Consider the following 18,597-nt stretch of genomic DNA (forward strand, 5'->3'; position numbering starts at 1 on the left):
GGCATGCGGCATCACCCCACTCCCCGACTCTTTCACGAACAACTGAGTATTTGAGTCCTATGGCGAAATCACAGCGCACCGCAGTCGTTCTTGTCGCGGCCGGACGCGGCCTGCGCGCAGGCGCCGGCGGGCCGAAGCAGTATCGGACGATCGGCGGCGTGCCGGTGATCTTCCGCGCCATGGAAGCGTTCAGCCGCCATCCCGATGTGTTCGCGGTGCAGCCGGTGGTGAACCCCGACGACGCTGCGATGTTCACGGCGGCGGTCGCAGGATTGAATCACGAGACCCCGGCCAATGGCGGCGCCACCCGTCAGGCCTCGGTGCTCGCCGGCCTCGAAGCGCTGGCCCGGCATAAGCCGGACATCGTCCTGATCCACGACGCCGCGCGGCCCTTCGTCTCGGCAGGCGTCATCTCGCGCGCGATCGAGGCGGCGAGCCGCACGGGTGCCGCGATCCCTGTCGTTCCCGTCACCGATACGATCAAGGTCACCGGCGCAAGCGGCGATGTCGAGGACACGCCGGACCGCGCCGCCCTGCGAATCGCGCAGACGCCGCAATCCTTTCGTTTCGATGTCATCCTGGAGGCGCATCGTCGCGCCGCAAAGGACGGGCGCAGCGATTTCACCGACGATGCCGCGATTGCCGAATGGGCGGGATTGACGGTTGCAACCTTTGAAGGCGATGTTGCCAATATGAAGCTCACCACTCCCGAGGATTTCGTGCGCGAGGAAGCGCGCCTGGCTGCCCAGCTCGGCGACATCAGGACCGGCACCGGTTACGACGTGCATGCCTTCGGCGAAGGCGACCACGTCATGCTCTGCGGCGTGCGCGTGCCGCACAGCAAGGGTTTTCTCGCCCATTCCGACGGCGATGTCGGCCTGCATGCTCTGGTCGACGCGATCCTCGGCGCATTGGCCGACGGCGACATCGGCTCGCACTTTCCCCCGACCGATCCGAAGTGGAAGGGCGCCTCCTCCGACCAGTTCCTGAAATATGCCATTGAGCGCGTCGCGGCGCGCGGCGGCCGCGTCGCCAATCTCGAGGTGACGATGATCTGCGAGCGGCCGAAGATCGGCCCCTTGCGCGACACCATGCGTGCCCGCATCGCCGAGATCTCCGGCGTCGACATCTCCCGCGTCGCAGTAAAGGCGACCACCAGCGAGCGGCTCGGCTTCACCGGCCGCGAGGAAGGCATCGCGGCCACCGCGAGCGCCACCATCCGCCTGCCCTGGAGCCTGTAGATCATGGCCGGCAGCGACGCACGCGCCCTCTCCCGCTCGCTGCTCGACCTCTGCCGGATGCGCAAGCTCACGATCGCCACGGCTGAATCCTGCACCGGCGGCCTCGTCGCCGGCGCGCTGACCGACATCCCCGGCTCCTCCGACGTCATCGACCGCGGCTTCGTCACCTATTCCAATGACGCCAAGCGCGCGATGCTTGGGGTCGAGGCCAGCACGCTCACCAATTTCGGCGCCGTCAGCAAGGAGACCGCTACCGCGATGGCGGTCGGCGCGCTGGAGCGCGCCGATGTCGATCTCGCCGTCGCCATCACCGGCATCGCCGGCCCCGGCGGCGCCACGCCGGGCAAGCCGGTCGGGCTCGTGCACTTTGCCGCCGCCGCGCGCGATGGCCGCATCATCCACCGCGAGCACCGCTTCGGCGCGATCGGCCGCAGCGCCGTGCGCGCCCGCTCGGTGGTGGAGGCGCTGCGCATGCTGATGGACCTCGCCCGCGGCCCGCAAGTCCAAGCCAAGCCGCAGCGCACCGCCGCAAGCCGCCTGCGCCCCCGCGTCACCCGCTCGCCGCGCCGGCATGCGGTGAAGCGCAGAACTCCGCGCTCGCCGCGAGGCTGAGGTCGCAGCCCGGGTGGAGCGAAGCGCAGTCCGGGAACACTATGTCCGCGGATGCGAATCCCGGATTACGTCCGCTCCAGGCTACGAGATTGCCCAAGCTGATGAGACGCCTCACGCCGCCGCCAGCAACGCGCTGGCGTGATCGAGGACGCACTGCTTCACCGCACCGGCCTCGGACGGCTTCGCCTTCGCGCTGACCGTCAACTCCAGGATCGGTGCCGCGGGATTGGCGACATCGAGCACCTTGGTGACGGAGACGGCAGGCTGCGCCTGATGGTCGAGGCGCGCGTCCTTGCGCAATTCCTCCAGGATGCGATCGGCCAGCGTATTGGCTGCATTTGCCGGGACCGGAAACGCCACCTTGACCTCGCCCGTGCCGGGATAGGCGCTGTGGTTCACGATCGCCGCGCCCCAGACCTGCCCGTTCGGCAACAGGATCTGCGTGTTGTCGGCCGCGACCAGCTCGGTCATGAACAGCGACAACGATCTCACCTTGCCGGCCTTGCCGGCGACCTCGACGTCGTCGCCGATGTGAAACGGCCGGAACAGCAGCAGCATGACGCCGGCGGCAAGATTGGACAGCGTCCCCTGCAGCGCGAGGCCGATGGCCAACGATGTCGCGCCCAGCACGGCGACGAGGCTCGCGGTCTGGATGCCGAACAGCTGCAGCACGGCGATGCCGACGATCGCCAGCACCCCGTAGCGCGCAAGGCTGCCGACGAACAGGGTGACGAGCGGGTCGACACGGTGAGTGACGCTCAGCATGCGCGTGACGAAACGCTGCATCGCGCCGGACAGATACCAGCCGATCGCGAGCAGCAGAATCGCGTAGATCGCATTCAGCCCATAGAGAACGAGCGAGGCCTTCAGCGTTTCGAAATTGACGGTCATGGCGGCTCCAACCGGGACAATCGGTTGAGAACTCGCTGTCGCGCGAAATGATCCCTTCCGGGAACGACGTGAAATCCGGGCATTGCCAGCAGCTATTCCGCCCTCACCGGGCGGCCTGCCGCTGCGGCGTTCGCTCGTTCCGATAGATGACGGGGAGCTTTTGCTCGATCGCCTTCGCGAGGACTGTTCCCGTGGTCCGTCCGAGCTCTTTCGCGATCGTCGTGACCGGCTTGGTGCCCGCGAGCTTCCTCAGCCGGTTGAGATCTTCCTCGCTCCACGATTGCTTCCAGCGCGCCATCTGTCCTGGTCCCGCCTCACAAGCCCCGCGCCCGATTCGGATGTTAGTTGAGCGTCCCACGAAATACATCCCTTGCAGGTGTGCCGCACGCGGCAATGGGTGTTCCGTCACGGCCGGCGTTTTGGCACAAACTGCACTTGTCACCGCCGCGCCCACGACATCTGAATTCGTGTTTGTTCATATGCCGGGGTGCGCGCCTGCGCACGCCTACAAGTCCTTGTGCTGCCCGTCGGGCAAAACACACGAGCATGGGGTCAATTGCCGCCCGCAAAAATATTCCGCTTTACCGAATTTCGGCTTTGACGTAGTCGTGTCTCACCTCATCCCCTGTCAGAGGGGCGTATCGCGATCGTCACGAGCGCGGGGTGAGCTGCGGTGGACGTGAGTTACATCGGCGCGAAAGGCATCGCAGGGCGGGCAACCGTGAGCGGTGGCCGCCGCGCATACGACCGGTGTGACCTAGCGTACGGCAAAACCGTGTGGTCCTGGCGCCCGGGGTCTGTGCGCCAAGTCTTGCGGTGATGCGGCGGCCCGACCGGGCACGCGCATCAGTCATATCGCAAGGCGACGGGGGCAATAGTGCATCGCTCCCCGGGGAGAGCTCGGCATAAGCCGTCAAACCACTGCGCAGGGAAGGCCGTGTGTTGGGCTTCACCTGTATGCCGCTGTGCAGTTCTTGTTACCACCTTTCGCACAGTGGACCGTGGGTGCCCGGCCGGCACCCGGTCTTCCCTGCGCCCTCTGACATCGGGGGCGACATGAGCGTGCAAGACTCGGACAGGAGGTGTCGCGAGAGCGCAGCGTCATGTCTGCTTTTCAAAAAGCACGCAATTCTTGTCGAATTCGATCAGGATCACAAATGTGCAGACGCGACCAAACGTCGTCTCTCGTGTCCTATCTTGCGCCCGAAAGTATAGACGCAATAATGTCGCGCTACGTTGTGATCCGGAATCAACCGGACCCGTTGTGGAGGGCGACGACAGTGTTCGCTCGCGTCGCGGCTTCGGCCGTCGTCATCGTCACTTTGGCCGCCTTTGATGGCGCGGCTGCGCAAACCGCCAACCAACCGCCGGATACCATGGCGGCGCGGGTGGAGGCGTGCACGCCCTGTCACGGCAACAAGGGCGAAGGCACCAGCGACGTCTATTTCCCGCGGCTCGCCGGCAAACCCGCAGGCTATCTCTACAACCAGCTTCTCGCCTTCCGCAGCGGCCGGCGCAAATACCCGCCGATGAACTATCTGCTGGAATTCCTGCCCGATCCCTATCTGGAAGCGATGGCGGAATATTTTGCCGGCGAGCATCCGCCGCTGCCGCAGCCGACGCCGAGCGAGGTCAGCAAGGAGGTTCTGGCGCAGGGCGAATTGCTCGCGACCAGCGGCGATGCCGGTCGTAACATACCGGCGTGCGTGAGCTGTCACGGCCCGGGCCTCACCGGCATGCAGCCCGGTATTCCCGGCCTGTTGGGCCTGCGCGCCCCTTATATCAGCGCCCAGCTCGGCGCCTGGCGCTACGGCACCCGCACGGCGAAATCGCCCGACTGCATGCAGCTCGTCGCCGGCCACCTGACCGAGGCCGACGTGACCGCCGTCGCAGCCTGGCTTGCGACGCGGCCGGCCCCCGCCAATCCTGCTCCCGTGCCGAAAGGCACTTACGCGCTGCCGTTCGGCTGCGGCAGCCAGCCCAACTGACGAGGCGGATGATGGGCTCGAAACTGTCGATCGCATTCCTGGCACTCGCCGCGCTCACTGGCGTCGCGCAGGCGCAGGACAAGACCAGCGACAAACCCGGCGACATCATCGCGCGCGGCGAATATCTCGCGCGCGCCGGGGATTGCACCGCCTGCCACACCGCGCCCGAGGGGCGCCTGTTCGCCGGCGGCCGCGCCATGCCGACCCCGTTCGGCACGCTCTACACCTCCAACATCACGCCCGATCCGGAAACCGGCATCGGCAAATGGACCGCCGACGATTTCTACAAGACCATGCACAGCGGCCGCTTCCCGGACGGCGGGCTGATCTATCCGGCGATGCCATTCGCCTCCTACACCAAGGTCACGCGCGCCGACAGCGACGCCATCTTCGCCTATCTGCGCTCGATCCCGCCGGTGAACCAGAAGAACAAGCCGCACGAGCTGCGCTTCCCCTACGACAACCGCCAGCTCATCCTCGGCTGGCGCACGCTGTTTTTCCGCGAGGGCGAGTTCAAGCCCGATCCGACCAAGTCGGCCGAATGGAATCGCGGCGCCTATCTGGTCGAGGGCCTCGGCCATTGCGGCATGTGCCATTCGCCGATCAACGCGCTCGGCGGCACCTCGCAATCCGACGCCTTCAAAGGCGGCCTGATCCCGATGCAGAACTGGTACGCGCCCTCGCTCACCTCCAACCGCGAAGCGGGCTTGGGCGACTGGAGCATCAAGGACATCACCGATCTGCTTCAGACCGGCGTGTCGGCGCGCGGCGTGGTCTACGGCCCGATGGCCGAAGTCGTGCACAACAGCCTGCAATATCTCAGCGACGAAGACACCCGGGCGATGGCGGTGTACCTCAAGGGCATCTCGGAGCCCTCCGCGCCGCCGCCGGCGAGCTCGACGCTGCCGACCACGGAAAGCAGCCTGCTGATCAGCCTCGGCAAGACCGTCTACGACAAGAACTGCGCGAGCTGTCATGGCGCGCAGGGCGAAGGCAAGCCGCCGCACTGGCCGCCGCTCGCCAACAACCAGTCGATCGAGATGCAGTCGGCGGTCAATCCGATCCGCATGGTGCTCAATGGCGGCTATCCGCCCGGCACCAAGGGCAACCCGATGCCGTACGGCATGCCCCCGTTCGCCGGCATCCTCTCCGACAACGAGATCGCCGCCGTCGTCTCCTACATCCGCACCGCCTGGGGCAATCGCGGCACGCCGGTCTCGGCGCGCGAGGCCAACGAGCTGCGCTCCGCACCGCTGAACTGAGAGGCGCCAGAGACCCGTCATGATCAATTCGGATCCGCCAACCAGCCCAGCCGCCGCCGATCAGGCCGTCGAGGAGGTCGTGGCGCAAGGCCCCTCCGGCGCCATCGTGCTCGCGGGGATCGCGACCGCCTGCGTGGTCGCGATGTGGCTCGCCTTCTATCTGTTCGTCTTCCTGCCGCGCGGGCCGCTGCAATGAGCACCGAGGAAACCCATGGACACGGCAGCACCAGCGCCAGCGCCGAGGTCGCGGCCCGCGTCGAGCGGCGCTGGGCGACCATCGCCGTGGTCATCATCGTGATGATGGCCTTGCTCGCGGCATTCGCGGGCATCCATCGCGCGACCATGCCGCAGCCGCGCGTCGAGACCACCGATCCCTCCCGGATTCACCTGTCCGGCGAGTTCATCGAGAGCAATCTCGGCAGCGTGCTGGAGGCCAACGGCAACGTGACCGTGCGCGCGATCGGCCAGCAATATTCCTTCACGCCGGCCTGCATCGTGGTGCCCGTGGACACGCCGATCACGCTGCGCGCCACAAGCGCCGACGTCGTCCACGGCATCCTGGTCCAGGGCACCAATATCAACACCATGCTGGTGCCGGGCTACGTCTCCGAGCAGCTGATGCGCTTTGCGAGGACCGGCGACTATCTGATGCCCTGCCAGGAGTTCTGCTCCTTCGGCCATGAGGGCATGTGGGGCAAGGTCAAGGTGATCGACAAGACCGAATTCGCCAATCGTGCGAAGGGCGGCGGGAGGCTGAGCTGTGTTGGTCAATAGGAAGCTCATCCTCGCCCATTTCTGGCTGGCCTTCGGCGTATTTGGCATCGCGCTGACGCTCGGCGCCTGGCAGATGTTCATCCGGAGCCCGATCGGCACCTGGCTGTCCAATCCGGAGCTCTACTACCGCTCGCTGACCGCGCACGGCACGGTGATGGGCTACGTCTTCCCGACGCTGGTCGCGATGGGGTTCGGCTATGCCATCAGCGAGTCCGCGCTGCAGCAGCGCCTGGTCGGTGTGCGCTGGGCCTGGGCCGGATTCTGGCTGATCGTCGCCGGCAGCATCATGGCGGTGATCCCGATCGCGCTCGGTCGCGCCTCGGTGCTCTACACGTTCTATCCGCCGTTGATCGGCAACGTCTTCTACTATCTCGGCGTCGTGCTGGTCGTGGTCGGCTCCTGGATTTGGGTCGCGCTGATGTCGATCAATCTGCGCGTCTGGCGGAAGGCCAATCCCGGCGCGGCGGTGCCGCTTGCCATGTTCGCCAATGTCGCGGGCTCCTATCTGTGGGCCTGGACCGCCGTCGGCGCCGCGCTCGAGCTGCTGCTGCAGATCATTCCGGTTGCGGCCGGATTGAAGGCGACGATCGATGCCGGCCTCGCGCGCGTCTTCTTCTCTTGGACGCTGCACGCCATCGTCTATTTCTGGCTGATGCCGACCTACATCGCCTATTACACCATCGTGCCACGCGCGATCGGCGGGCGGGTCTATTCCGACAGCATGGCGCGGATCTCCTTCATCCTGTTCCTGGTGGTGGCGATGCCGATCGGCATGCACCACACCTTCGCCGATCCGCAGGTCGGCGCCGGCTTCAAATTCATCCACTCGGCCTTCACCGCACTGGTGGCGCTGCCGACGCTGCTGACGGTGTTCACGATCTGCGCCTCGGTCGAGATCGCGGCGCGGCTGCGCGGTGGCCGCGGCATGTTCGGCTGGATCAAGACCCTGCCCTGGGACAATCCGATGATGCTGGCGCTGGCCTTCTCCTTCGTCATGCTCGGCTTCGGCGGCGCCGGCGGTCTCATCAACATGAGCTACCAGCTCGACGCCTCGATCCACAACACGCAGTGGATCACCGGCCATTTCCACCTGATCTTCGGCGGCGCCATCGTGATCATGTATTTCGCGATTGCCTACGACCTGTGGCCGCATTTGACGGGGCGCGAGCTGATCGATCTCCGCCTGATCCGGACCCAGCTCTGGCTGTGGTTCATCGGCATGATCGTCACGACCTTCCCGTGGCACTGGGTCGGAATCCTCGGCATGCCGCGCCGCATGGCCTATTTCGACTTCGGCGATCCCGCTATCGCGCCGCAGGCGCTCTCCGTCACGCTCTCCGCGATCGGCGGCTTCATCCTGCTGACCTCAGGCATCCTGTTCCTGGTCGTCCTCGCCCGCGGCATGCGCGCGCCTCAGGCCGACGCCGGGCCCTATCGCTTTGCGGTGGCGGTGCATCAGCCCGTGATCGTGCCGGTTGCGCTCAACACCCATGCACTGTGGGTGGCGCTGATGATCGCGCTGACCCTCACCAATTACGGCTATCCGATCCTGACGCTCGCGCTGACCGAAGGCACGTCGGTGCCGGCCGTCTATGTGGGGGCGCAGTGATGAGCGCGCGCGACCTCTTCACCTTCAGCAATCCGCATTTTACCCGCGGCGTCGGCATCACCGCTGCGATCCTGGTCGTGACGGCGATCGTCGGCTTCATCGTGCTGCCGTTCGCCCAGCCCTGGGTCCAGTTCGCCAATGTCTGGGATGCGATCTGCAGTGCCGCCGGCGTGCCGCAGCGCGCGGCGTCCGTCGCGGCGCCGGCTCAGGACAAGCGTCTGTCCGAGGTCGTGCTGACGTCGAGCACGCTGTCACGTCCGAGCCAAGAGGCGATCGGCCGCGGCGCCACGCTGGCGCAGCGCTGCGCGATCTGCCACGGCCCGACCGGCGTCAGCCGCGCCGACTCGCCGAACCTCGCCGGTCAATATGCCGCCGTGATCTACAAGGAGCTGCACGACTTCCGCTCGGGCGCGCGCACCAATGCCGTGATGTCGCCGTTTGCCGTCAATCTGACCGACCAGGAGATCGCCGATCTCTCGAACTACTACGCGTATCTGCCGCGGCTGCCGGCCTATCACCCGACGCCGCAGCTGCCCAAGCCGAACATCGTGATCTTCGGCGCGCCGATGCGCGGGATCGCGCCGTGCGGCTCCTGCCATGGCAGCCTCGACAACAAGACCGGCAGTCCGTGGCTCGAAGGCCAGTCCGAAGCCTACATGAAAGCGCAGCTCCAGGCCTTCGCGTCAGGCGAGCGGCGCAACGACATCAGCCAGCAGATGCGCAACATCGCCCGCGCCATGACGCCGCAGGAGATCGAGCAGGCCGCAGCGTATTACGCCTCGCAGCCGCCGGATGTGGTGAAGGCGGTGGATTGAGAGGTTGGCACGTCTGTATCTGCATCGTCATTGCGAGGAGCTCTTGCGACGAAGCAATCCAGGCTGCCTCCGCGGATGCACTTCTGGATTGCTTCGCTTCGCTCGCAATGACGGCGGATGGAGTGGAATCCGTAGGAAAGCCTACGTCGGCGCCAGCTTCGGCCGGCCGTAGATCGCATCGGCCCGTTTCTCGAACGCCGTCGAGAACCGCGCGAAGGCGGCGTCGAACATCGAGCCCATCAGCATCGCCAGCATGCGGCTCTTGAATTCGTAGGACAGGAAGAAGCCGACGTCGCAGACGCCCTCACCCTTGGGCTCGAACGTCCAGCGGTTCTCGAGGTTGCTGAACGGACCTTGCAGATATTCCACCAGGATCTTCAGATTGGCGCGATCGAGCGTCACGCGGCTGGTGAAGGACTCCTTGACCAGCTTGAACGACACCGTCATGTCCGCGACCAGCACCTCGATGCCGTCGGGCTTCGCCATGCGCTGGCGCACCTTCAGCGCGCTGCACAGCGGCACGAATTCCGGATAGCGCTCGACGTCGGCGACCAGATCGAACATCTCGGATGCGCTGTGATCGACACGGCGCTTGCTCGAAAAACGGGGCATATCTGTTCAGCGGGCGCTAGCTGCCCGTGCGGCCTTCAATCTCGCAAAATCCTCTCCGGCATGATGCGAGGAGCGGGTGAGCGGGCTCGCCGACACCATCAGGAACCCCTTGGTGTAGGCGACCTTCTCGTAGGACGAAAACTCGTCCGGCGGCACATAGCGCATCACCGCGTGATGCTTGCGGGTCGGCTGCAGGTACTGCCCGATGGTCAGGAAGTCGACGTCGGCCGAGCGCAGATCGTCCATCACCTGCTGCACCTCGTGGCGCTCCTCGCCGAGGCCGACCATGATGCCGGACTTGGTGAAGATGGTGGGGTCGAGTTCCTTGACCCGCTGCAGCAGCCGGATCGAGTGAAAGTAGCGCGCGCCCGGCCGCACCGTCAGGTAACGCGACGGCACCGTCTCGAGATTGTGGTTGAACACGTCGGGCCTTGCCGCGACCACCACCTCCAGGGCGCCCTCTTTGCGCAGGAAGTCGGGCGTCAGGATCTCGATCGTGGTCGAGGGACACGCGGCGCGGATGGCGCGGATGGTCTGGGCGAAATGCTCGGCACCGCCGTCGGCGAGATCGTCGCGGTCGACGGAGGTGATGACGACGTGGGCAAGGCCGAGCTTGGCGACGGCTTCGGCCACGTTCTGCGGCTCGGCGGCATCCAGCGCGTTGGGGAGCCCGGTCTTGACGTTGCAGAAGGCGCAGGCCCGGGTGCAGGTGTCACCCATGATCATGAAGGTCGCGTGCTTCTTGTCCCAGCACTCGCCGATGTTCGGGCAACCCGCCTCCTCGCACACCGTATGCAGCCCGTTGGCGCGCACGATGTTGCGGGTGTCGGCATAGCCGCGGGTGTTGGGCGCGCGCACGCGAATCCAGTCCGGCTTCGGCGGGGAAGCGGAATCGGGGCGATTCACCTTTTCGGGGTGGCGCGGGCGCAGCGGGTTCGAGATGGTATCGACGATAACGACCATGGGGTGTCCGGTCTGTTCAGGTCCTACCTAGTCGGTCTGGCCCGGCATCGCAACCCGGCTCGCACCACTTCAGGGAACATGGCAGATATGGGCAATATCCTGCTCTGTTCTCAGGCGATTCTCACCTCGAATGGCTCCAGTCTCGAAACCTTCCACACCCCGGCTTGGCAAGGCCCTGAAGCGCGCCTTTTTCAACCGCGACGTCCGCGAGGTGGCCCGCGACCTGATCGGGGCCACCATGCTGGTCGACGGCGTCGGCGGGATCATCGTCGAGGTCGAGGCCTATCACCATACCGAGCCGGCGGCGCACTCCTACAACGGTCCGACGCCGCGGAACCAGATCATGTTCGGCCCGCCCGGCTATGCCTATGTCTACCGCTCCTACGGCATCCACTGGTGCGTCAACTTCGTCTGCGAGGAGGCAGGCTCGGCCAGCGCCGTGCTGATCCGCGCGCTGGAGCCGACCCATGGCCTCGCCGCCATGCGCCGCCGTCGTCATCTGCAGGAGGTTCACGCGCTCTGCTCGGGCCCAGGCAAGCTGACCGAGGCGCTCGGCATCACCATCGCGCACAACACACTGCCGCTGGACCGCCCGCCGATCGCGCTGCATGCGCGGACCGAGGATGTGGAGATCGTCGCCGGCATCCGCATCGGAATCACCAAGGCGGTCGAGCTGCCCTGGCGCTATGGCGTCAGGGGCTCAAAGTTTCTGAGCAAGCCGTTCCCGAAGTGACGGTCATTCCGGGCCGATGCGCAGCATCGAACCCGGAATGACGATAAGATCACGACGCCTGCTTCAGCCGCTCCATCGCCTCGAGCAGCTTGGCCTTGCGGGCCAGCGCCGCCTCGCGCTTCTCGCGCTCTTCCTCGACGACTTCCTCGGCCGCGTTGGCGACGAACTTCTCGTTCGCCAGCTTGGATTCGGCGCGCTTGATGTCGGCATCGGCCTTGCCGATCTCCTTGTCGAGGCGCGTGCGCTCGGCCGCGACGTCGATGACGCCCTTGAGCGGCAAGGCGGCGACCTCGCCGCGCACCAGGAGCTGGACGGCGCCGTCAGGCGCGCGGTCGGCGAACGAGATATCCGACAGCCGCGCCATGCGCTTGATGACGTCGGTCCAGCGCGGCGCACGCTCTTTCGTCTCGGCGGAGGCGCCCGCGAGCACCAGCGCCGTCAGCGTCGCCGGCGCGATGTTCATCTCCGCGCGCACCGAACGGATCTGCGTGACGAGGTCGATGACCCAGCCGATCTCGGCTTCAGCCTTGGGATCGGTGAAGTCGGCGTGGTCGAAGATCGGCATGACCAGCGCCGGCGAGATCAGCGGATCGGTGGGACCTGCCGCAGCGGCGAGCATCGCGAGCTGCTCCGGCGACGGCTCGGCCGGCTTGAGCGGCCACGGCGCCAACGCGAGCAGGCCGTCGCGCTTGGCCGTCACCTCCCACAGCTCCTCGGTGATGAAGGGCATGAAGGGGTGCAGCAGCTTGAGGATCTCGTCGCGCGCCCAGGCGACCATGGCGCGGGTCTCGTCCTTGGCCGGGCTGTCGGGACCGAGCAGCACGGGCTTGGCGAGCTCGACATACCAGTCGCAATAGACGTTCCAGACGAACCGGTAGATCGCGCCGGCCGCGTCGTTGAAGCGGTAGGCCTCGATCGCCTCGGTCACCTCGCGCGTGGTGTGCGCGCTCTCATGCGCGATCCAGCGGTTCAGCGTCTCCTTGGCCTTCGCCGGCTCGAAACCGTCGGGCACGGCACAATGGTTCATCTCGGCGAAGCGCGAGGCGTTCCAGAGCTTGGTCGCGAAATTGCGGTAGCCCTCGACACGGCTGGTGGCGAGCTTGATGTCGCGGCCCTGCGCCGCCATCGCGGCCAGCGTGAAGCGCAGCGCGTCCGCGCCGTACTCGTCGATCAGGTTGAGCGGGTCGATGACGTTGCCCTTCGACTTCGACATCTTGGCGCCCTTCTCGTCGCGGACGAGGGCGTGGATGTAGATGGTCGAGAACGGCACCTCCTTCATGAAGTGCAGGCCCATCATCATCATGCGGGCGACCCAGAAGAAGATGATGTCGAAGCCGGTCACCAGCGCGTTGGTCGGATAGTAGCGCTGCACCTCGGGTGCGTCTTCGGGCCAGCCGAGCGTCGAGAACGGCCACAGCGCCGAGGAGAACCAGGTGTCGAGCACGTCCTCGTCACGCGTGATGAAGCCCTCGCGCTTGTTGCGGTCGAGCGCCATCTCGCGCCCCTGCTCCGGCGTGATGACCTCCTGCTCGACGTAATAGCCGAGTGCGTGGCTGATCGCCTCCTCCTCGGTCTCGGCGACGAACACCTTGCCGTCGGGACCGTACCAGGCCGGGATCTGATGGCCCCACCACAGCTGGCGCGAGATGCACCAGGGCTGGATGTTCTCCATCCACTCGAAATAGGTCTTTTCCCAATTCTTCGGCACGAACGAGGTCTCGCCCGAACGCACCGCCGCGATCGCCGGCTTCGCCATCGTCTTGGCGTCAACGTACCACTGGTCGGTCAGGTAGGGCTCGATCACGCTGTTGGAGCGGTCGCCGTGCGGCACCATGTGGGTGTGCGGCTCGATCCGCTCGACGAAGCCGAACGATTCCAGCCGCTCGACGATGCGCTTGCGCGCGACGAAGCGGTCGACCTTGTTGAACTCCTCGGCGAACTGCGAAGCGCCTTCCGGCAGGTCGCGCAGGTAATCCTCGTTGTCGAGGAGATCGAGGCAGCCTTCCTTGTCGAGCACGCTGATGCGGCGCAGGCCGTGGCGGTTGCCGACCTCGAAGTCGTTGAAGTCGTGCGCCGGCGTCACCTTGACCGCGCCCGAGCCCTTCTCGGGATCGGAGTAGTCGTCGGCGACGATCTTGATCTTGCGGCCGACCAGCGGCAGGACGACGTTCTTGCCGATCAGCTTCAGATAGCGCTCGTCCTCGGGATGCACGGCAACGCCGGTGTCGCCGAGCATGGTCTCGGGGCGCGTGGTGGCGACCACGATGAAGGTCGAGGGATCCTCGGGGTTGAACGTCTTGCCTTCGATCGGATAGCGCAGATACCAGAGATGGCCCTTGACCTCGGTCTGCTGCACCTCGAGATCGGAGATCGCGGTCAAGAGCTTGGTGTCCCAGTTCACCAGCCGCTTGTCCTTGTAGATCAGGCCGTCGCGGTGCAGCTCGACGAACACCTTGATGACGGCCTTCGACAAGCCCTCGTCCATGGTGAAGCGCTCACGCGACCAGTCGCAGGACGCACCGAGCCGCTTGAGCTGGTTGATGATGGTGTCGCCGCTCTCGGCCTTCCACTGCCAGACGCGCTCGAGAAACTTCTCGCGGCCCATCTCGCGGCGACCCGGCTGCTGGCGCTCCATCAACTGCCGCTCGACCACCATCTGGGTGGCGATGCCGGCATGGTCGGTGCCGGGCTGCCACAGCACGTCGCGGCCGCGCATGCGCTCGAAGCGGCAGAGGATGTCCTGGAGCGTGTTGTTGAGGGCATGGCCCATGTGCAGCGAGCCCGTCACGTTCGGCGGCGGGATCACGATGGTGAACGGCACTGCGTCGCGGCGGTCGGGACGGCCGGCCTTGAAGGCAAGGCTGTCCTCCCACACCACGGACATGCGGGCTTCGATATCGGCGGGCTGGTAATTTTTCTCGATCATGGGCTGCTAGAAAGACGCGCAGGCGGGTCAAGTCAACGAAAAGGTCGACAAAGGGGCAGCGGAAGGCGCCGCGGCAAATCGGCTTCCCGGCCCGTTCGGAACGGGCCAAATCATGATGCTTAAGCGCGGCTTAATGAGGGCCCTCGCCCGAGGCCTACCGGCCGCCGCGCGAGACCCGCTCGATTTCCGCCTTCACGATGCGTTCAACCAGACCCGGAAGGTTGTCGTCGAGCCAGGATTTCAGCATCGGACGCAGCATCTCCTTGACCAGATCCTCCAGCGTCCGCGCATTGCTGCTCAGCACAGTATGGGCCAGGGAGTTGAAGGCCGATTCGACCGCGGAGACGGTCGATTGCGCCAGGATCGGCTGTTGCGGCGGCAGCGGCGGGGCATCGAAGTCGACCGGCGCAAAGGATGGTGCCGGGCGCGGCGGCGGCGCCTCGGCAAATTCGAGGTCGTCCCGCGGCTCGACCTTGCGGAAGCTTGGCGGCGGCGGAGCCGGTGTCGGCACCGGGTCCATCGCCATCTCGTCGGTCAATTCGAGCACATCGGGTTCTGGCTCCGGCTCCGGTTCCGGAGCACGCATCTCGGGTGCCGGCGTCGCCGCGTCGAGCCCGGCGAGCAGCGCGTCGATATCGTCCTGGTTGTTCGGTCCGGCATCCGCTGCGGGCGCCGGAGGCGGCGGCGCGGGAGCCGGCTTTGCGGCCGGCGGTGGCGCGGGCTTCTCGGCGGCAGGTTTTGCGGGGGCGACCTTGGAGGGCGGAATGTCGTTCATGGCCTGCGGCTTGGGTGGCGCAGCGGGGGCTGCAGCCTTCTCGGGCTTCGCAGCTTCAGCCGGCGGCGGCTTCGCCTCATCGTCGGCAATGATGCGCCGGATCGAGGCCAGAATCTCCTCCATCGAGGGTTCTGTGACCTTTGCAGGCTGCGTCATCTCCGACTCCACATCATCATCAACGCCCTCGCATGCGTTGTTTTACACCAAGCACGACAGGATTGGCCGGTTCCGCAACGAACGCCCCGACATTTTCGTCGCGGCAGCCCGACTTGTCCCCAGATCACGGCTCAACGTGCGGCGGTGCGCCCCTGCCCTCGGCACTCAAGCTTTACGCACACGACATCGAATGCGGAGCGAATCGATCCGCATCATCTTGGCAAGGCTATGTCAGGGGTTTTGATGATTGCAAGCAAAGCACCGATCGGCCTTCGCTGTTTGCGAGGCCGACCGGATCACTACGGGACTCAGCGCCCGTCAGGAATACGCACGCCGGCCCAGCTGTCGCGGACCTGCTGGTAGTGCACGCTCGGATCGTAGACCGTGGTGTTGAGACCAAGCACCTGCGGTGCGAGACGGCCCACCGCGTTGAGCACCGAGTAGGATGCAACCACGCGATCGTGCTGTGCGGTCACCAGCGCGACGCGCGCGTTGACCAGCGCCTGCTGCGCGTTGAGCACGTCGAGCGTGGTGCGCTGGCCGGCCTTGGCTTCTTCGCGCACGCCGTTCAGTGCGATCTCGGACGCCGTCACCTGCGCCTGTGCGGACTGCACCTGCGCCTTGCCGGCCTCGAGCTGGCCCCAGGCCTGCACGATGTTGGCGCGGGTCTGGTCGCGGGTGGTTTCGAGATTGAGGCGCTGCTGCGCCAAATTCTCTTTCGACTGCCGGATCAGTGCGTATTCCGCGCCACCCTGGAAGATCGGCACGGAGGCGGTCGCGATGGCGGATGCGGTCGTCGTCCGGAACACCGTCAGGGTCTGCTGGTACGACTGGGTGATGCCGGCCTGGACCGTGACGGTCGGCAGCAGCGCGCCCTCGTTGATCTTGACCTGGAGATAGTTGACGTCGATGCCGAACATCGCGGCCGTGACGTTCGGGTTCTCCACCAGCCCGAGATTAACCGCCGAGGCAATCGTCCCGGGCAGGAAGCGATCGACCGGCGAGCCCGGAGCCAGGTTTGCCGGCTCGTTGCCGATGATGCGGCGGAAGTTCGCGCGCGTCGTCGTGAGATTCGATTCGGCGGTCAGGGCCTGCGTCTTGCCGGCCGCGAGCTGGGCTTCGGATTGCGCCACGTCCGTGCGCGTCACCTCGCCGACATTGAAGCGATCGCGCGTCTGCTTGAGCGTCTGTTCGAGCACGCGCACGTTGCTGCGCTGAACTTCGAGCGTTGCCGAGTCGCGCAAATAGTCCATGTAGGTGGTGGCGGCCTGCAGCAGCACCGTCTGCTCGAGCACACGCAGCGCCTCGCGCGATCCGGAGACCTGGCTCTCCGCCGCACGCGTCCTGTTGGCGGTCTGATTGCCGTTGTAGAGCGTCTGGTTGACGGTCAGGCTGGCGGCGTTGGGCTGAAGGGGCTCGGGGGCGCCGACGCCGTTACTGTGGATCGTCGGGCCCTTCTGGGTCTGTTGGATATCCTGATATTGAGCCCCGCTGCTGAGGGTCAAATTAACCTTGGGGCGGTAGCCCGACAAAGCTTGCGGCACGTTTTCGTCGGTCGAGCGCACCTGCGCGCGCTGTGCGTTGAGCTGCGGATTGTTTTGATAGGCGCGCACCAATGCGGCCTCGATCGTGTCCGCCAAGGCAGGCGTCGGCCCGGCGAGCGCCAGCAGCAGGACCGAAACTGCAGCTCCGGTGAAGAGCTTCACCCCATGCATCCCAAAAATTCCGTTCATTCTAACGCCCGACTCGTGCCCGCGAGCTGGGTTATCGTCTACCGAGTGGAGTCGTTGCCCCGCCGCAACATAGGACGCGGATTGGCGCGACGGAACTACCTCAAGGTAGTTCTCGGTGGAAACTCTTCACGTGCAGCATCCCGGCCACACTTCTGATTCAGAACGGTATTTTAACGGGATTTTGGGGGTCAGAAGACGAAAGCGGCGGCCCGCTCCAGCCCGGGAAGCACCGGAGCCGCAGCGTCGAACAGCGCCCGATGGCCGAATTCGCCGTGGGTATGGGTCACGATCATGGCCCGGGGCGGCCGCGATTCGGCCGATACGCCGACGAGGCGCCCGCCCTCTTTGAGCTGCCCGAAAAGCGCTTCCGGGGTGACCTCGGTGGCGCCGTTGAGGATGATCACATCATAGGGGGCGGCAGAGGGGTCGCCCTCGGTGCAGGGAGCGGCCTTGCAGGTGACGTTGCCGACGCCAAGCGCGACCAGGGCCTCCCTGGCCTTCGCGGCCAGAGCCGAATCGCATTCCGTCGCGGTGACCTGGCGGGCGAGCTTGGAGGCGAGCGCGGCGAGGTATCCGGTGGCGCAGCCGACGACCAGGACGTTGTCGCCCTCGCCGATCTCGGCGGCCTGGAGCAGCTTGCCGGTCAGCTGGGGCTTGATGAGGAACCGCTTGGCGCCGCCCTCGCTGACATCGAGATCGACGTCGAGATAGGCCAGGGCCTGCCGGCTCGCCGGCACAAAGGCCTCGCGCGGAACGGTGAGCATGGCATCGAGAATTCGACGATCGGTGACGTCATTGGTGCGCACCTGGCCATCGACCATTTTGAGGCGCGCGGTCGAGAAACCGGACATTTGCGGACCCTGAAATGCGGACGATGCCGCGGACGGAAGTTGGCGGCATCTTTGGAACATGCCCGGCGAAAACGCAACATGGCCGTTGGCGCCAGCGTGCCACGCCGCACATCTCACCGCATCAGGGAACAGGACGCTATTCGATCGTCACCGCGAGACGGCCGATCAAGGCGGCAACCTCGTCCAGCCGCGCCGAATCGGGCGTCTCGACAGCACGCTTCAGGCGGGCAAGGCACTCGTCGTCGCTGAGCTCGGGAACGTCGGCCGGCAGAATCGAGGGAGCCTGGTGGGCGCGGTCGATCTGGATGTCGGGCATAGGAATCAGCTCCGTAAGAGTCCGGCCCTCCGAAGCTCGATTTGAATTAAGTCGATTTGGTGCCGCCCCCGCGGCTTGGGCGGGACTGCGCACACATCTGGTTGAACGCGATTCTGGCTGGGATGGGCGCGGAAGGGCTTGAGAGACTGCGCGAACGCAGTCGTGCGCCACATCAGAAAGCGCTCACAAGGCACTGATTTTACGGTGAAATTTGGCTCCCCGGGCTGGATTCGAACCAGCGACCATCCGATTAACAGTCGGATGCTCTACCGCTGAGCTACCGAGGAAAAGGGCGAACTGTCGTCCGCGCGCGGGTGCGTATAACAAAGCCGGTTGCGCT

18 protein-coding genes and 1 tRNA gene are annotated in these 18,597 nt (G+C 65.8%); 9 read left to right on the forward strand and 10 right to left on the reverse strand.

Going from position 1 to position 18,597, the window contains the following annotated elements:
• The first annotated feature begins 59 nt into the window (after positions 1–59).
• Positions 60–1,241, forward strand: a complete 1,182-nt coding sequence (locus tag A7X65_RS07160) for a bifunctional 2-C-methyl-D-erythritol 4-phosphate cytidylyltransferase/2-C-methyl-D-erythritol 2,4-cyclodiphosphate synthase (RefSeq protein ID WP_063683559.1) — start codon at positions 60–62, stop codon at positions 1,239–1,241.
• Between the two features lie 3 nt (positions 1,242–1,244).
• Positions 1,245–1,853: a CinA family protein gene (locus tag A7X65_RS07165; protein WP_063683560.1), complete on the forward strand. Its 609-nt coding sequence runs from the start codon at positions 1,245–1,247 to the stop codon at positions 1,851–1,853.
• 111 nt (positions 1,854–1,964) lie between these two features.
• Here A7X65_RS07165 and A7X65_RS07170 read toward each other — a convergent pair whose 3' ends face one another.
• Both A7X65_RS07170 and A7X65_RS07175 read right to left on the reverse strand, forming a co-directional pair.
• Positions 1,965–2,744 carry a mechanosensitive ion channel family protein gene (locus A7X65_RS07170; protein WP_063683561.1) on the reverse strand — a complete coding sequence of 260 codons (780 nt, stop codon included), beginning with the start codon at positions 2,742–2,744 and terminating at the stop codon, positions 1,965–1,967.
• A 103-nt stretch (positions 2,745–2,847) separates the two neighbouring features.
• Entirely contained in the window at positions 2,848–3,042 is a 195-nt protein-coding gene (locus A7X65_RS07175) for a hypothetical protein (protein ID WP_063683562.1), read from the reverse strand.
• Positions 3,043–4,024: 982 nt separating this feature from the next.
• Between A7X65_RS07175 and A7X65_RS07180 the strand changes: the two genes are divergently transcribed.
• Genes A7X65_RS07180 through A7X65_RS07200 form a run of 6 tightly spaced genes read left to right on the forward strand, consistent with a single transcriptional unit; the run spans position 4,025 to position 9,192 of the window.
• Positions 4,025–4,732: a c-type cytochrome gene (locus A7X65_RS07180; protein WP_063683563.1), complete on the forward strand. Its 708-nt coding sequence runs from the start codon at positions 4,025–4,027 to the stop codon at positions 4,730–4,732.
• A gap of 11 nt (positions 4,733–4,743) precedes the next feature.
• Positions 4,744–5,994: a c-type cytochrome gene (locus A7X65_RS07185; RefSeq protein WP_063684850.1), complete on the forward strand. Its 1,251-nt coding sequence runs from the start codon at positions 4,744–4,746 to the stop codon at positions 5,992–5,994.
• A gap of 19 nt (positions 5,995–6,013) precedes the next feature.
• Positions 6,014–6,190 (forward strand): hypothetical protein, encoded by a 177-nt coding sequence (locus tag A7X65_RS42530; RefSeq protein ID WP_018641890.1) that lies wholly within the window; start codon positions 6,014–6,016, stop codon positions 6,188–6,190.
• The gene (locus A7X65_RS07190; RefSeq protein ID WP_063683564.1) at positions 6,187–6,768 is read left to right on the forward strand and encodes a cupredoxin domain-containing protein; all 582 of its coding nucleotides are present in this window, start codon (positions 6,187–6,189) and stop codon (positions 6,766–6,768) included. The genes A7X65_RS42530 and A7X65_RS07190 overlap by 4 nt, the downstream gene beginning before the upstream one ends.
• Positions 6,755–8,377 (forward strand): b(o/a)3-type cytochrome-c oxidase subunit 1, encoded by a 1,623-nt coding sequence (locus tag A7X65_RS07195; RefSeq protein ID WP_063683565.1) that lies wholly within the window; start codon positions 6,755–6,757, stop codon positions 8,375–8,377. The genes A7X65_RS07190 and A7X65_RS07195 overlap by 14 nt, the downstream gene beginning before the upstream one ends.
• Positions 8,377–9,192, forward strand: a complete 816-nt coding sequence (locus tag A7X65_RS07200; RefSeq protein WP_063684851.1) for a c-type cytochrome — start codon at positions 8,377–8,379, stop codon at positions 9,190–9,192. Before A7X65_RS07195 ends, A7X65_RS07200 begins: the two co-directional genes overlap by 1 nt.
• A 141-nt stretch (positions 9,193–9,333) precedes the next feature.
• On the opposite strand, the gene A7X65_RS07205 is transcribed toward A7X65_RS07200, so the two are convergent.
• Positions 9,334–9,804, reverse strand: a complete 471-nt coding sequence (locus A7X65_RS07205) for a type II toxin-antitoxin system RatA family toxin (protein ID WP_063683566.1) — start codon at positions 9,802–9,804, stop codon at positions 9,334–9,336.
• A 6-nt stretch (positions 9,805–9,810) separates the two neighbouring features.
• Entirely contained in the window at positions 9,811–10,767 is a 957-nt protein-coding gene (gene lipA, locus A7X65_RS07210) for a lipoyl synthase (RefSeq protein ID WP_063683567.1), read from the reverse strand.
• A 130-nt stretch (positions 10,768–10,897) separates the two neighbouring features.
• Here lipA and A7X65_RS07215 point away from each other — a divergent pair, with 130 nt between their 5' ends.
• Positions 10,898–11,500, forward strand: a complete 603-nt coding sequence (locus A7X65_RS07215; protein ID WP_063683568.1) for a DNA-3-methyladenine glycosylase — start codon at positions 10,898–10,900, stop codon at positions 11,498–11,500.
• Between the two features lie 49 nt (positions 11,501–11,549).
• On the opposite strand, the gene A7X65_RS07220 is transcribed toward A7X65_RS07215, so the two are convergent.
• The 6 genes from A7X65_RS07220 to A7X65_RS07245 all read right to left on the reverse strand — a co-directional run bounded on the left by A7X65_RS07220 (position 11,550) and on the right by A7X65_RS07245 (position 18,544).
• Entirely contained in the window at positions 11,550–14,426 is a 2,877-nt protein-coding gene (locus A7X65_RS07220; protein WP_063683569.1) for a valine--tRNA ligase, read from the reverse strand.
• Positions 14,427–14,580: 154 nt separating this feature from the next.
• Complete coding sequence (locus tag A7X65_RS07225) at positions 14,581–15,357, reverse strand: PopZ family protein (protein WP_063684852.1); 777 nt, start codon at positions 15,355–15,357, stop codon at positions 14,581–14,583.
• A 308-nt stretch (positions 15,358–15,665) separates the two neighbouring features.
• Positions 15,666–17,072 (reverse strand): TolC family outer membrane protein, encoded by a 1,407-nt coding sequence (locus A7X65_RS07230; RefSeq protein WP_063683570.1) that lies wholly within the window; start codon positions 17,070–17,072, stop codon positions 15,666–15,668.
• 206 nt (positions 17,073–17,278) lie between these two features.
• Positions 17,279–17,941 (reverse strand): protein-L-isoaspartate O-methyltransferase family protein, encoded by a 663-nt coding sequence (locus A7X65_RS07235; protein ID WP_063683571.1) that lies wholly within the window; start codon positions 17,939–17,941, stop codon positions 17,279–17,281.
• A gap of 136 nt (positions 17,942–18,077) precedes the next feature.
• Positions 18,078–18,257 carry a hypothetical protein gene (locus tag A7X65_RS07240; protein ID WP_063683572.1) on the reverse strand — a complete coding sequence of 60 codons (180 nt, stop codon included), beginning with the start codon at positions 18,255–18,257 and terminating at the stop codon, positions 18,078–18,080.
• 212 nt (positions 18,258–18,469) lie between these two features.
• Positions 18,470–18,544 (reverse strand) — tRNA-Asn (locus A7X65_RS07245).
• Positions 18,545–18,597 lie beyond the last annotated feature (53 nt).

Origin of the sequence: Bradyrhizobium stylosanthis (assembly GCF_001641335.1) — a bacterium.
GTDB classification, from domain to species: Bacteria; Pseudomonadota; Alphaproteobacteria; order Rhizobiales; family Xanthobacteraceae; genus Bradyrhizobium; species Bradyrhizobium stylosanthis.